The organism is Anaerococcus nagyae, from assembly GCF_040364225.1.
Classification (GTDB): Bacteria; Bacillota; Clostridia; order Tissierellales; family Peptoniphilaceae; genus Anaerococcus; species Anaerococcus nagyae.
Genome location: NZ_AP031484.1, coordinates 1816546 through 1831978, shown reverse-complemented (window position 1 = coordinate 1831978; position 15433 = coordinate 1816546). Strand labels below are relative to the sequence as shown.

Below are 15433 nucleotides of genomic sequence, written 5' to 3'. Positions count from 1 at the left end.
TATATAAATATATATGAAATATATTTATGCGAGGATAGTTATGAAAAAGAAAAAAAATATCTTAATTTCATTGTTACTAATCATTGGCCTAAGCTGCGGCTCTTTGCCTGCTTATGCAAGTGATAATGGTGTCAACATGCAAAAAAGTGAACTAGAAGATTCTGAAAATCATTTTAGCTTAGATGATGATCAGCTGATAGATGACTTGGAGATTGAAAGTCCCCAACAAAACCCTATGTTTAATAGGCATTTATCAAGTGAAGAGGGAGAAAAAAATGGAGTTAGGCCAGATCCCTTGCAAATCTATACAGACTATGACTCTATAGATAATCCTGCACCAGATAGACAAATGGCAAGTTATTTGCCAGCAAGTTATGATCTAAGAGATGAAGGAAGAGTAACACCTGTTAGAAATCAAGGACCTAATGGGTCTTGCTGGGCCTTTGCTACTTACGGATCAGCAGAATCAGTTTTATTGCCTCGTGAATCAACTGATTTTTCTGAAAAGAACTTAAGAAATACTCATGGATACGATTGGGGTCCAAAAGATGGGGGCAATTGTAGGATTTCAGCAGCTTATTTAGCTAGATGGTCTGGACCTATATCTGAAAGAGATGAGCCTTACGATCCTTATGATTTCTCATCTCCCGCATATGTAAAGCCTGTAAAAGAGCTAGAAAGTGCTATGTATATACCGGATGTTAGAAATGCTAATGATACTGCTACACTAAAAAGAGCAATCATGGAATATGGAGCTGCCTATACTACAGTAAATGGTAACGAATACTACACGAATTTTTACACAATGGGCCATAACAACTATGGAAATGGTTGGGGCAACCATGCCGTTACTATCGTAGGTTGGGATGATAATTATAGTGCAAATAATTTTAAATGGGGTGCACCAGGTAATGGCGCATGGCTTGTTAAAAATTCATGGGGCACTGGTTGGGGTAATATGGGAGGATATTATTATGTATCCTACTATGACTCTATAATCGGAACAAGTAACTGTATATTTAAACTTAGAAATAAAGAAAGAGATAAGTCTATATGGTATCACGATCCCCTTGGAATGACTGATAATATAGGGATGGGAACAGTAGGATGGTTTTCTAATGTATTTGGTCCAACCAATCAAAACTTACAAATTACAGAAGTTGGTGTCTTTGTTCCAACTAATAACATGGATTATGAAGTTTATGTAAATACTAATATAGGTGGCAATAGTGGCTTTAATGATAGGGTTAAAGTAGCTGAGGGCAATATAAAATATGCTGGTTACACTACTATAAGAATTAATCCTCAACAAATACCAAGAGGAGCCTATTTTGCACCAATTATCAAGTTTACTACAACAGGATATAACTATCCTATACCAGTGGAAGCACCTATATGGGGCTACTCTTCTAGAGCAAGAGCAGCTGGTGGCCAATCTTATATATCTTATGATGGCTATAATTGGATGGACTTAACAAACCAAATGGCTAATACTAATGTATGTGTGAAGGCCTTTACAAAACCATTAGGCTCTTATGTGGACCCAGATGATAATGATGATAATAATCCCAAACCAACCAGTAAAAAGGTTGAAAATATTATTGTAAATCCTGAGACTTTAAATTTAAGTCCTGGAGATAGTCAGAAATTAGATGTAGAAGTTTTGCCAGCTGATGCAGCAAATAAAAACATTAACTTCAAATCTTCAAATCCTTATGTAGCAAGTGTAAATACTAAAGGAGAAGTAAGAGCAATTAGAAATGGATCCGCAAAAATAACTTTAACAGCAGCTGATGGATCAGGAGTTAGCAAAACTATAGATGTGTATATCAAAAAAGATACTCCTAAAATTAATAATTTTAAAGTTGATGTCAACTTAGGCAAAGAAAATTTACAATTAAATGAATACTTGCCAGTATCTATAAATGTTAAAGATCAATCAGGTAGAAATTTAAGGTATGCTCTAGTTAGAGTAAATCTAGCAGATGGCAAACAAGTAGAGGGGTATACAGATTCTAATGGTAATATAAAGATGAATCTATATACTTATCACATAAAGGAAAGTGGGACTTATAAGCTAAATGTAAAAGTTATGGGTCAAGGTTATGAGGATTATGAAAATAACTTTGATATTAGTATAGGAGAAATAAACCCAGAACCAGCTCCTCCTACAGATGAAAAAATAAGTATGAGTCTAAACCCTAGTAAAAATGAATATGAAGCTGGAGAAAGGGTAGAACTTAATATCCATACAAAAGCAGGGGATAAGAACCTAGCTTACGCTAATTTAGCTATAAAAATCACAGGACCTGATGGAGAAGTCCATAGTAATACTGGTAAGACCAATAGCCAAGGGCAAACAATCTATAATTACTATCCTGATAAGAATAGCAAAGCTGGAGAATATCAAGTTGAAGTTAAGGCAAGTTCTCCAAACAATGGAGAGTGTAAGGAAACCACAAAGTTTAGTGTAAAAGAAAAGACTAATACCATAAAAGTTGACTTTACTCCTAATAAGAAAGTATTTTACTATGGTGATAAGGCAGCTATTAGCCTAAAGATCAAAGATTTTGATAATAATCTAAAAAAAGCGTATCCATTAAATGTTAGAGTAACTGGTCCAAATAATTTTGATTATTCACTAGAAAAAGTAACAGATAACAATGGGAATGCTGTAGTATATATTCAACCAAATAGAAGCATGGGACCAGGAGTCTATAAAATAGAAATAAGTTCAAAAGAAGGTAGCAATGATAAATTAAAAGCAAGCTATGAAGTAAATTTTATAGATCCAAACAAAAAGCCAATTGATATAGAAGTTTTAGACCTAAAGGATTCATATAAGAAAAGGACTCAAATAAACTTACCAGTACTTATAAAAGACGAAAAAGGCTTAAATCTAAAAGATGCCAGTGTAAAATTCACAGTAGTAAATGAAGATGATAAAGAGATTGCCCAAAAGACTTTTCAAACAACTTATAAAGGGCAAGCAAACTTTAAAGCTACATTCTTAAAAGCTGGAACATATACTGTAAAAATTGAGGCAAGTAAACAATCCTACGCACAAAAGACTAAAAGGTTTGACATAAAAGTTGAGTAAGTCCTTTGCTTCTTCCAAGATTTATAATTAACTTTATAAGCGTATAATATCTGTAAAGTAGTAAAAATAAAGCTTATAATTTTAAAGCTTTATTAAAGTATAAATAAGGAGAAATTAAATGGAAGATAGTAAAAAAAGAGAAGTTGAAAAACGTGGTATTTTCAACGAAGATGGGGATATTGATCTTTCTAAAAGAAAAATTATCCAAGGAAATACTACCAACCTTAATGACTTTAATAACTTAAAATATACATGGACGAGTGATTGGTATAGACAAGCTATGAATAACTTCTGGATACCAGAGGAGATTAATCTAAACCAAGATATAAAAGACTATAGAAATCTAGATGAGCATGAGAAATTTGCATTTGATAGGATAATTTCATTTTTAACATATCTAGATTCTATACAAACAGCTAATTTACCAAATCTACAAACCTATGTAACAGCAAATGAAATTAACCTTTGTTTATCAATACAGACCTATCAAGAGTCCATTCACTCTCAATCCTATTCATATATACTAGATACAATATGCTCACCAGAAGAGCGTACTAAAATTCTTTATATGTGGAAAGATGATGAACATTTGCTTCATAGAAATGAATACATTGGCGACCAATATAATGACTTTTTAGAAAAAGATGATGAGTTTAATTTTATGAAGGCCCTTATAGCTAACTATATTCTAGAAGGAATATACTTTTACTCAGGCTTTTCTTTCTTCTATAACCTAGGACGTAATGGTAAGATGCCAGGGACAGTTCAAGAGATTAGGTATATAAACCGAGATGAAAACACTCACTTATGGTTATTTAGGTCCCTAATAAATGATCTTAGAAAAGAAAGAGCTGATCTATTTACAGATGAGCATATCAAATACTATCAAGCTATGCTAAAAGAAGGTGTAGAAGAAGAAATATCCTGGGGGAAATACGCTATAGGTGATAATATAGCAGGTTTAAACGGGAAGATGGTAGAAGATTATATCAAGTATCTTGGAAACCTAAGAGCAAAAGGCTTAGGCTTTGATTCTTTATATGAAGGATATAATGAAGTGCCAGATTCAATGAAGTGGGTAGAAGAATATGCGGATCCAAATCAAGTAAAGACAGACTTCTTTGAGGCGAAGGTATCAGCGTATTCTAAGTCTTCTATAATTGAAGATGATTTATAAAAACTAAATTAAATTTTACAAAACGAGACTTAGCTATAAAAATTGCTAGATTTCGTTTTTTATTTAAATGGATTAATAATTTATATAATAAAAAAAGAATAATAAAGCATAATATATATTGTTCAATGATATAATTTACAATAATCACTATTATTTGATTGTTAAATTTTTCTTTAATTTATAGAGAAAAACTACTTGAAAACTCGGTTTTAGGGTATAATTTAAGTAATGTTACGTAGGGGGTGAAAAATGGCAGATGATATTTTAATAAAAATCAAAGAGGCTGAAGATACTGCAAACCGTAGTGTCAGTGATGCTAAAGAAAAATCATCTCAAATCCTAAGAGATGCCAAAGTGTCGGCAGATGAAGAATATAAAAAAATTATAGCTGATGCTAATAGCAGAGCTAAAAGCCTAATTGAAGAAGCTAACAAAAAAGCTCAAGCTGAAAAGGAACCTATCCTTCAAAAGGCTAGAGAAGCTTCAAACAAAATAACAAATATTAACAAATCAGATGTTAACATTATTATTAATAATCTTACAGAAAGGATTGTAGAAGATGGCAATAGTTAAAATGGATAAGTTTAACTTGCTAAGCTTCGACTCTGATAGAGAAAATTTACTTAATACCTTACAAGATTTTAACTATGTGCATTTTAATGATTTGGTTTTAGATGATAATAGGGATTACTTAACTGAAGTTAGAGAAACAAGTAAGCTTGCTGAAATTGATGAATCACTTAACAAAGTTAATTATGCTATTGATACAATAGAAAATTATACTAAGGATCTTTCAGAAGATAGCTATAGAAAAATAAGTGATTTAACTCTTGATGAGGTTAACAAGCGTGGATCTAATTTTGGTTTTGATTTAATTTATGAGAAGTTAACAAAACTAATTACCAAGCATGAAAAGTTAGTCAGCAATAAAGATAATTTGGATAGTAAGCATAGTGACTTATTACCATGGAAAGATATCGACGTAGATATAAATAGTCTTTATAATTCTAATAGATTTTTCTTTGAGACTGGTACTATTTCAAGTAAGTTTTATGATGAGCTCCAAAAAGCTTTGATAGAAGAAGATCTTGATGGTAGCTTAGTTTATAAGATAAGTGAGAATGAAGGCAATTTTTATGTTGTTGCTGTCTCTAGTTTAGAAATAAAAGAAGAATTTAGTGAAATTTTAAAAGAGTATGGATTTACCAGAGTAAAAATATCTGCAGAGGATAACGTAAGTACTTATATTACTAGCTTATCCACAGAAAAAGAGAAAGCGAATACTCAGATAGAAGAAGTCGAAAAAGAGATTAGAACTTTTTCTAAATATTTGCAAGACTTATATATTTACCAATCTTATATTAAAAACTGCAGAAGAAAAGAAGCTTCTAGTGAAAACTTCCTTAAAACTAAACAAATGAATATTATAGAGGGATACATACCTTCTGAAAAATCAGATGAATTCAAGAAGGACTTAGATAAAATCTTAGGTGATAAGTATATCCTAGATGAAATCGAAGCGGATAAGAAAGATCCAAATGTTCCTATAATATTGGATAATAATCAGTTAGTTAAGCCATATGAAGAGATTGTAGAAACTTATTCCTTACCAAAATATAGCGAACTCGATCCTACTGCACTCATAGCGCCTTTTTATACTATATTTACAGGCTTTATGATAGGAGACTTAGGTTATGGGCTTTTAGGTGTTATTGCAATTTTATTTGCTTTAAAGCGTAATATTTTACCAGGCAAAGAAAGAACCTTAAAACTATTTTTAAGAATTTCTATATCTGCTTGTGTATTTGGTATCTTATTTGGATCAGTATTTGGTGGAATAATCGATGTTCCATTTGGATTAATAGATATTACAAAAGATATTAACGAACTTATAGTTATGAGTATGGTTATAGGTGGTGTAAGCTTATTCTATTCTCTAGGCATAAAAGGCTATATGGCTGTTAGAGACGGACATTTTGACGTATTAATATTTGACACTTTAAGCTGGTATATGGCAGTAGGAGGAGCTATTGCTCTTGGACTTACAAAAAGTCCTATAGCTAAGTGGATAATGATTGCTGGAATGGCTCTTATAGTTCTCTTTGGAGGTCGTAAAGCTAAGAATTGGGGTGTAAGAATCGCAAGTGGTACTTATGAACTATACGGTATTACATCATGGATTGGTGATTTTGTATCATTTTTAAGACTTATGGCTCTAGTACTTTCAGGTGGATTCGTAGCTTATTCAGTAAACTTGATTGTAGAAATGATGGCAGGTGATGGCATAGGTGGATTAATAGGTGGAATTATAGTATTTATAGTATTCCAACTATTTAATATGTTCCTTTCATATTTATCAGCTTATGTACACTCACTAAGATTGATTTATGTAGAAATGTTTAATAAATTCTACGAAGGTGGCGGAATAAAGTTCCGTGAAATGGTTGAAGACACAGACTTTATAAATATTATTAGAAAAGGAGAAAAATAATGAGTGATTTTTTTGTTGAAAACGGTGGAACTATTTTTACAGTATTAGCAGTAGCTGTTGCAGTATTTTTATCAGGTATTGGCTCTGCTAAGGGTGTAGGTATGGCAGGTGAGGCAACAGCAGCACTAACAGTAGATCAACCAGATAAATTTGGTAAAGCTCTAGTATTACAACTTTTACCAGGTACACAAGGTCTTTATGGTTTCGTAATTGGTTTCTTTATTATGAATAATATATCTGGAGATATTACTTTCCAACAAGGTCTTTACTACCTAATGGCAGCTTTACCAGTAGGTATTGTAGGTTTATCAAGTGCGAAAGCTCAATCTAAAGTAGCTATCGGAGGAGTTAATATCCTATCTAAAAATGAAGACCAATTCGTTAAAGGTATTGTATATTCTGTAATGGTTGAGTTATATGCAATCCTAGGATTTGTAATTTCTCTACTACTTGTGCTTAGAGCAGCTTAATATTAGGAAAAGATTATGAATAATCTTGAAGTAATATTAGAATCAATTATTAACGAAGGAAATACTGAAAGTCAAAAGATATTAGATGAAGCGAATGCTAAAGCTAATGAGATAATAAATGAAAAAAGAAATGAAGCTGATAAAAGGGCTCGTGAAATTATAGAAAGTGCAAAAAAAGAAGCAGAGACTATAAGAAAAAACGAAACTGTGTCAACTGAAAGACAATCACGTGATATTGAGATTAATGCTAAAAATCAGGTTATTGATAAAGTTGTCGATGATCTTTTAGAAAATTTAAAAAATCTAGATGCTGATTCATATAAGAGATATGTAAAAAATACTCTTAACAAATCCAATATTATAAACGGTGAGATTTTACTATCAAAAAACCATAAAGATGCTCTAAAAAATGAAAACTTTAAGGACCTAAAAGTATCAGACGATACAGTAGAAGATGGCTTTGTAGTAAAATCTGGTAAAATCGAATACGATAACAGATTTTCTTCGATAATAAAATATAACATCGATAATATAAGAAAACAAATTTCTGATGAAATTTTTAAGTAAGGAGGCTTAAATGAATAGAGATAACTATATAGGTGGATCTATCTCAACAAGACTATATGAAAAAAACCTCCTTACAAAAAATGATTTAGAAAGATTAAACGACTATGATGACTTAGGAGAAGTCCTAGCGGCCTTAAACGATTCTTCTTATAGGGAAGCTATACAAGCTCTTAACCGTCCAGAAGAATACGAAAAAATACTCGATACTGAATTAAAAAAATCCTATGAGCTTATAGAAAGCACATCTGGTGAAAAGGAACTTTTACAATACTTTAGAGAAAGATATAATTTTCATAACCTTAAGGTAATGGTAAAAGAAATAGTGCAAGAGGAAGTATACACTCACTTATATAGTGATATAGGCAATATTGATTTAGCCTATATCAAAAAGATGCTTTCTAATGAAGACAGCGTAGATTTAGGATTTTTAGAAAGTCTTGATATAAAAGGCTATGAGCCTTTTAATAAATCAGTTAATACTAATGATGTGTACCTAGATTATGCAAAAGATGCTCTTAATAGGTTTAGAGAAACAAATAATCCAAAATATATTGATATGACTTTGGATAAGTATTATTATGAAAAACTTTTAGAGGATGCTGAGCAAATAGGTCTAGATGATTTGACAAAATATACTAAAGAACGTATTGACCTTATAAATATCAAAACTCTTATACGTATAAAAGCACAAGATGCTAGTCTAGATGACCTTAAAGATGCATTAATAGACGGTGGATATATTGAACTTTCTAAATTCGATGACTTTTATGCAGTTGATATTAATCAAGTAGTAGTTAAACTTTCAAATGAAAATATCAATAAGTATATAGTTAATACTATAGATAGTGATAAGTCGATGGATGAAAATCTACTTGATTTAGAAAAGTCTATAGATGATCATCAAATGGATTATTCAAGGAAAGCAAAATCCATGACCTATGGTCCTGAGGTTTTGATGAATTATATAATTTCTAAGGAAACTGAAATTAAAAATCTAAGGATCATTTTAGTATCAAAATTAAATTCTCTTCCAAGGGAATTTACTTTAGAAAGGTTGCGTGAAACATATGCATAGAGTAGCAGTAATCGGGGATAAGGACTCAGTCCTTGCATTTAAGGCACTCGGTGTAGAAGTATATACAGTTATAGATGGCAAAGAGGCAGCAGATACTATCAAATCTCTTGCCAAAGAGGATGTTGGTGTAATATTTATTACAGAAAAATTTGCACAACAAATTCCATCTACAATTGATAAATATAGAGATCAAATGACTCCAGCTATAATACTTATTCCAGGCAACAAAGGCTCTATGGGAATAGGTCTTGCTGATATTAATAAGTCAGTAGACAAAGCTGTTGGAGCCAATATTCTAAATTAAAGGAGCTTAATTTGAAACAAGGTAAAATTACTAAAGTATCAGGACCATTGATAGAAGCTAGCGGATTATCTGATGCTAATATCTATGATGTGGTTGAGGTATCAAAAGATAAGCTCATCGGCGAAATAATAGAGATGAGGGGAGATGTTGCAAGTATTCAGGTATATGAAGAAACAACAGGAATAGGTCCTGGGGATGAGGTAATATCTACAGGACACCCTCTATCTGTTGAACTTGGACCTGGTATGCTTGAACATATGTATGATGGTATCCAAAGACCACTTCAAAAATTAGAAGACTTAGCAGGCAATTTCCTAAAAAGAGGAGTTACAGCTCCAGCACTTAATCGTGAGACAAAATGGGAATTCAAACCTACTATGGAAGCTGGAAATGAAGTTGGATCAGGAGATATTTTAGGTACAGTTGAAGAAACTACAGTACTTACACACAAAATTATGGTACCTTTTGGTATTTCTGGAAAATTAAAGGATATCAAAGAAGGTTCATACACAGTTGAAGAAACTATAGCTATAATTGAAACAGAAGATGGTGATAAAGAAATCAATATGATTCAAAAATGGCCAGTAAGAAAGGCTCGTCCATCAAAAAGAAAACTTGACCCAGATGAACCTCTTATTACAGGACAAAGAGTTATAGATACCTTCTTCCCAGTAGCTAAAGGTGGTACATCTGCAATTCCAGGACCATTTGGATCTGGTAAGACAGTAGTTCAACACCAAATCGCAAAATTTGCTGATGCAGATATGGTAGTTTATGTAGGTTGTGGTGAACGTGGTAACGAGATGACAGATGTACTTAACGAATTCCCAGAACTAGTTGATCCAAAAACTGGTGAATCAATAATGAAACGTACAGTTCTTATTGCCAATACATCAAATATGCCAGTAGCTGCCCGTGAGGCAAGTATCTATACAGGAATCACACTTGGAGAATACTTTAGAGATATGGGCTACAATGTAGCTATGATGGCTGACTCAACAAGCCGTTGGGCAGAGGCACTTCGTGAAATGTCTGGACGTTTGGAAGAGATGCCAGGAGATGAAGGTTTCCCAGCTTATCTTGCAAGTAGAATTGCAGATTTCTATGAAAGAAGTGGTAAGGTTGAAGTTTTAGGAAATAGAGATGAACAAGGAAGTCTAACTGTTATAGGAGCTGTAAGTCCTCCAGGAGGAGACCTTTCAGAACCAGTTACTCAAGCTACTTTACGTATAGTAAAAGTATTCTGGGGCTTAGATTATGATTTATCCTACCAACGTCACTTCCCAGCTATTAACTGGTTGAATTCTTATTCTCTATATCAAGATAAGATGGATAGATATATAGATACTAACGTCAACGAAGAGTTCTCAACTATGAGAAAACGTGCTATGAGTTTACTCGCTCAAGAACAATCACTTCAAGAAGTCGTAAGATTAGTTGGTCGTGATGCGCTTTCTGATGATGATAAACTTAAGCTTGATGTAACAAAATCTCTTAGAGAAGACTATTTACAACAAAATGCCTTCCATGATGTAGATACTTATTGTTCACTTAAAAAACAAAATATCATGCTTGATTTGATTTTATATAATTACGATAGATCATTAGAAGCCTTATCAGCCGGAGTGGAATTAGACAATTTAGAAGATCTACCGGTTCATGAGAAAATAACCAGAGCTAAGTTTATACATGAAGATGATATAGATAAGCTTAAAGATATAAAAAATGAAATTGACCAAGAAATTGGCGGACTACAAAGGGAGGCATAATGTTAAAAGAATATAAAACAGTTACCGAAGTTGTTGGACCTCTTATGCTTGTCGAAGGTGTAGAGGGTGTCAATTTTGATGAACTTGTAGATATAGAAATGCATACAGGTGAACGTCGTCGTGGCCGTGTTATAGAAATTGAAGAAGGACGTGCTATGGTCCAACTTTTCGAAGGGTCTACAGGTATTAATCTAGAGGCTACTTCTGTAAGATTTTTAGGTAGACCGCTAGAACTTGGTGTATCAGAAGACATGGTAGGGCGTGCATTTAACGGTCTTGGAGAACCAATAGATGATGGTCCAGATATCATTCCAGATGAAAAAAGAGATGTAAATGGGACTGCTATAAACCCAGTAAGCCGTGATTATCCATCAGAATTTATCCAAACAGGTATATCAACTATAGATGGACTAAATACTCTTGTACGTGGACAAAAACTTCCTATATTCTCAGGAAATGGACTTCCACATAACCAAGTAGCAGCTCAAATCGCTCGTCAAGCAAAAGTACTTAATGATGACGAAGGATTTGCTGTAGTTTTTGCAGCTATAGGTATAACTTTTGAAGAAGCACAGTTTTTCATGGAAGATTTTAGAAAAACTGGAGCTTTAGACCGCTCAGTGTTATTTATGAACCTTGCAGATGACCCAGCTATCGAACGCCTTTCAACACCAAAGATGGCACTTACCTGTGCTGAATATTTAGCTTACGAAAAAGATATGCAAGTTCTTGTTATAATGACAGATATGACAAATTATGCTGAAGCTTTACGTGAGGTATCAGCTGCTCGTAAAGAAGTACCAGGACGTCGTGGATATCCAGGCTACCTATATACAGACCTTTCTACAATTTATGAAAGAGCCGGAAAACTTCGTGGTAAACCAGGAACTATCACACAGATTCCTATACTATCAATGCCAGAAGATGATATTACTCACCCAATCCCAGACCTTACTGGTTATATCACAGAAGGACAGATTATCCTAAATCGTGAGTTATACAACCAAGGTGTAGAGCCACCAGTATCAATCCTTCCGAGCTTGTCCCGTCTTAAGGATAAGGGTATAGGTAAGGGTAAAACTCGTGAAGACCATGCTGGTACAATGAATCAAATCTATGCAGCTTACGCATCAGGTGTTGATGCTCGTGAGCTTCAAAAGATATTGGGAGACTCTGCACTATCAGATGCCGACCTAGCATTTGCCGAATTTGCAAAGCAATTTGAAGAAAAATATATCAACCAAGGATATTATACAAATAGAACAATCGAAGAAACTTTAAATTTAGGTTGGGAATTGCTTAAATTAATTCCAAAATCTGAGCTTAAGAGAATTGATGATAACCTTATTGAAAAATATATGGACTAGGTGATAATCTATGGCTAGACTAAAAGTAACACCAACTAGAATGAATCTAAACACCTTAAAAGAAAGGCTTGGCACAAGTAAACGTGGTTATAAACTTCTTAAGGATAAGCAAGATGAGCTTATGCGTCAGTTTATGATTTTAATTCGTGAAAACAAGGAGTTAAGAGAAGAAGTAGAAAAAGAACTTTCTGATTCTTTCTCTGACTTTCTTGTTGCAAGTGCTTTTATGAGTCCAGAATCTATGGAAGCAGCAGTAAGCTTTCCGACACAAAAAGTTGGTGTTGATATAGGTGTTAAAAATGTCATGAGCGTAAGAATTCCAGAAATGGAATTTAAGGTAGAACAAAATGAAGATGCAAGTATGTATTCATACGGATATGCTGAAACATCTGCAGGACTTGATCAAGCTATAAGTGGTTTAAATGATGTAATGGAAAAGCTACTTAAGCTTGCAGAGATGGAAAAAACTACTCAACTTATGGCTGATGAAATAGAGAGTACACGTCGTCGTGTAAATGCCCTAGAATATAGAACTATTCCAGATTTGGAAGAAACTATCAAATATATTAGAGCAAAACTAGAAGAAAATGAAAGAGCAACTATTGCAAGGCTAATGAAAGTAAAAGATATTATTTCAGATCCAGATGTAACTGATACGCTAAATGAAGCTGATTTTGTAGAACAGAGAAATTTAGAAGCTAATTTATAAGAAGAACAAATGAAATCAGGGCATTATTTTAGTATACAAAATGTGCAATTTTAGTAGTATTAAATGCTACCATAATTGCAGTCTATACTCTTATATCCCTAAGTTATGAAAGACTAAGGGAGAGATAATAATAAATATTTACTTAATGTTATAAGCTAATAAGATAAGTTAAATCAGTCTTTTGCTATGATTGATTTACTCTTATCATTGCTTATAATAATTTATTTTTTAGAAAAATAAGAATTGTTATAAACCATCTATCAATCTTAGAAAGTAGGCTTTCTGTAAGTACATTTATATTCATTTCGCTTATGATCTTTTTAGATAAAATTCCAAGATGAATTAGGGTTAGAAATTCTACGAAACTTACCTTATCTATAAATTTTTAAATAGACTTATCCTTTCTATTACAAGACCTTTTGTCAAACTCATAAACGTTGTTACTAATTCTTTGTGAATGTATTTGTTGTAGAAGTTAAACTCGATTAATTTGTTGATTTTTGCTTTAATTTTAATGGTTATAAGCTTAAGAGTTATTTTTTATAACCATATATTTCTAGTAGTTACTCAAAAGACTTTTATATATGAAAAAATTAAGTATAATATAAGGCATACGACAAAGTATTTGAGTTTAATTATAAGTGATTAGATATTTAAAAAGATTTAGCAAATGGCGTTGTGGCTGATGCTAGATCTTTTGCTAATTATATAAGATCGTCCTTATAAATATTTAAAACTCATAGAGAGGTTTTTATGGATACCAAAAAGTTAAAACCAGCCCTTGGCATAGCATTGCTGTCTCTAGGGCTTGCTATATATATTGCGTTAACTGGAGAGGTTACTGAGGCGAGTATTTGGTCACTTTTTCCACCTTTAGTAGCTATTTTTGTGGCATTATTTACAAAAGAAGTCTTTTCGTCTCTATTTTTAGGGATTGTCACAGGGGCTATCTTAGCTTCAGGAGGCTCACTTGGAGTTTTTCTAAATAATCTAGTGCAGAAAGGATTTATTACTTCTATTTCACAAACTTCAGGAATTTTTATATTTTTAATAGTTCTTGGAATAATAGTTGTACTTATAAATTATTCAGGAGGATCTAAAGCATTTGGGAATTGGGCTAATTCAAAAATAAAGACTAGAAGAGGCTCACAGCTTGCTGCATTTTGCTTATGCATAATGCTATTTATTGATGATTATTTTAATTGTTTAACAAGTGGATCTGTCATGAAACCTATAACTGATTCTCACAGGGTATCAAGAGCAAAGCTTGCTTACATAATAGATGCAACAGCGGCTCCCGTTTGTATGATAGCACCCATATCTTCATGGGCGGCTGCGGTTACAGGATATGCCGAAAATAGCCATATGTCAGGCATAGAGTTATTTATAAGAGCAATTCCCTTTAACTTTTACTCTCTTTTGACATTGGTTTTTGTAATAAGTATTATAGTCTTTGATAATGATTTTGGTCCAATGAAAAAATACGAGAAAAGAGCTATAGAAGAAGGAAATCTAGGCATTAGGAAGGATATTACCATTGATGATTCAGATGAACACTCAAATGGATCTGTAATTGATTTAGTTTTTCCTGTATTAGCATTGATTATCTCTTGTGTTATTAGCTTAATTAATGTAGGCGGATTTTTTGATTTTAAAAGTCCTTTTTATCATGATTTTGTGAACGCTTTTGCTAATACAGATTCATCAATAGCTCTTGCAATGGGATCTATTATTGCTCTTATAATAACTATAGTATTTTTTGTAGTAAAAAAAGCATTAACATTTGAAAAGTCAATGGATGCTATTTCTGAAGGTTTTTCTTCAATGGTATCAGCTATTTTGATCTTGACAATGGCTACAAGCCTAAAGAATATATCCAACGATTTATTGGGATCTACTCAATATGTAGGTGGACTTATGGCAAACGCAGCAGGAAATTTAAATTCGCTTTTGCCAGTTGTAATTTTTATAGTTGCAATATTTCTTGCCTTTGCTACGGGAACAAGCTGGGGTACTTTTGGAATTTTGATACCAATTGTAGTATCTATGTTTGAGCCAACAGATCCAATATTCTTTATAGGCATATCAGCTACTCTTTCGGGGGCAGTATGCGGAGATCATCTATCTCCAATATCTGATACAACTATAATGTCATCTACAGGGGCAGGTTGTATTCATATTGATCATGTTAAAACTCAATTGCCATATGGCATGAGTGTTGCAGCTATATCTGTAGTAGCATATATCATAGCAGGATTTACTCATTCAGCAATCATTTCCTTATCTTTTGGGGTGATAGTAATTTTTGTGTTGATGTATGTATTAAAGTTAAAAAATAAAAAAGAACTTGGGTCTGTTGCAGAATGAATAATAGTCCCCAAATCATTAGAAGAAGCTCTACGGA

12 protein-coding genes are annotated in these 15433 nt (G+C 32.8%); all 12 read left to right on the top strand.

Annotated elements, in window-relative coordinates; all coding sequences use genetic code 11:
* Nucleotides 1-40: 40 nt before the first annotated feature.
* The 12 genes from ABXG81_RS08960 to ABXG81_RS08905 all read left to right on the top strand — a co-directional run bounded on the left by ABXG81_RS08960 (nucleotide 41) and on the right by ABXG81_RS08905 (nucleotide 15396).
* Nucleotides 41-3100, top strand: coding sequence for a lectin like domain-containing protein (locus ABXG81_RS08960; RefSeq protein ID WP_353528820.1), 3060 nt, complete (start codon nucleotides 41-43; stop codon nucleotides 3098-3100).
* A gap of 118 nt (nucleotides 3101-3218) precedes the next feature.
* On the top strand, nucleotides 3219-4277 hold the full coding sequence (locus tag ABXG81_RS08955) for a ribonucleotide-diphosphate reductase subunit beta (RefSeq protein WP_117520478.1): 1059 nt from the start codon (nucleotides 3219-3221) through the stop codon (nucleotides 4275-4277).
* A 249-nt stretch (nucleotides 4278-4526) separates the two neighbouring features.
* On the top strand, nucleotides 4527-4850 hold the full coding sequence (locus ABXG81_RS08950; protein ID WP_288222924.1) for an ATPase V: 324 nt from the start codon (nucleotides 4527-4529) through the stop codon (nucleotides 4848-4850).
* Nucleotides 4837-6768: a V-type ATP synthase subunit I gene (locus ABXG81_RS08945; protein WP_353528819.1), complete on the top strand. Its 1932-nt coding sequence runs from the start codon at nucleotides 4837-4839 to the stop codon at nucleotides 6766-6768. Before ABXG81_RS08950 ends, ABXG81_RS08945 begins: the two co-directional genes overlap by 14 nt.
* Nucleotides 6768-7238 carry a V-type ATP synthase subunit K gene (locus ABXG81_RS08940; RefSeq protein WP_353528818.1) on the top strand — a complete coding sequence of 157 codons (471 nt, stop codon included), beginning with the start codon at nucleotides 6768-6770 and terminating at the stop codon, nucleotides 7236-7238. Before ABXG81_RS08945 ends, ABXG81_RS08940 begins: the two co-directional genes overlap by 1 nt.
* 15 nt (nucleotides 7239-7253) lie before the next feature.
* Nucleotides 7254-7805 (top strand): V-type ATP synthase subunit E, encoded by a 552-nt coding sequence (locus ABXG81_RS08935; RefSeq protein ID WP_353528817.1) that lies wholly within the window; start codon nucleotides 7254-7256, stop codon nucleotides 7803-7805.
* A gap of 10 nt (nucleotides 7806-7815) precedes the next feature.
* The gene (locus ABXG81_RS08930; RefSeq protein WP_353528816.1) at nucleotides 7816-8880 is read left to right on the top strand and encodes a V-type ATP synthase subunit C; all 1065 of its coding nucleotides are present in this window, start codon (nucleotides 7816-7818) and stop codon (nucleotides 8878-8880) included.
* A complete protein-coding gene (locus ABXG81_RS08925; RefSeq protein WP_353528815.1) occupies nucleotides 8873-9184 on the top strand; it encodes a V-type ATP synthase subunit F in 312 nt (103 codons plus the stop codon). The genes ABXG81_RS08930 and ABXG81_RS08925 overlap by 8 nt, the downstream gene beginning before the upstream one ends.
* An 11-nt stretch (nucleotides 9185-9195) precedes the next feature.
* Complete coding sequence (locus ABXG81_RS08920) at nucleotides 9196-10953, top strand: V-type ATP synthase subunit A (protein ID WP_353528814.1); 1758 nt, start codon at nucleotides 9196-9198, stop codon at nucleotides 10951-10953.
* Nucleotides 10953-12320 carry a V-type ATP synthase subunit B gene (locus tag ABXG81_RS08915; protein WP_117520462.1) on the top strand — a complete coding sequence of 456 codons (1368 nt, stop codon included), beginning with the start codon at nucleotides 10953-10955 and terminating at the stop codon, nucleotides 12318-12320. Before ABXG81_RS08920 ends, ABXG81_RS08915 begins: the two co-directional genes overlap by 1 nt.
* 10 nt (nucleotides 12321-12330) lie before the next feature.
* On the top strand, nucleotides 12331-13029 hold the full coding sequence (locus ABXG81_RS08910; RefSeq protein ID WP_117520460.1) for a V-type ATP synthase subunit D: 699 nt from the start codon (nucleotides 12331-12333) through the stop codon (nucleotides 13027-13029).
* 753 nt (nucleotides 13030-13782) lie between these two features.
* On the top strand, nucleotides 13783-15396 hold the full coding sequence (locus ABXG81_RS08905) for a Na+/H+ antiporter NhaC family protein (protein ID WP_353528813.1): 1614 nt from the start codon (nucleotides 13783-13785) through the stop codon (nucleotides 15394-15396).
* Nucleotides 15397-15433 lie beyond the last annotated feature (37 nt).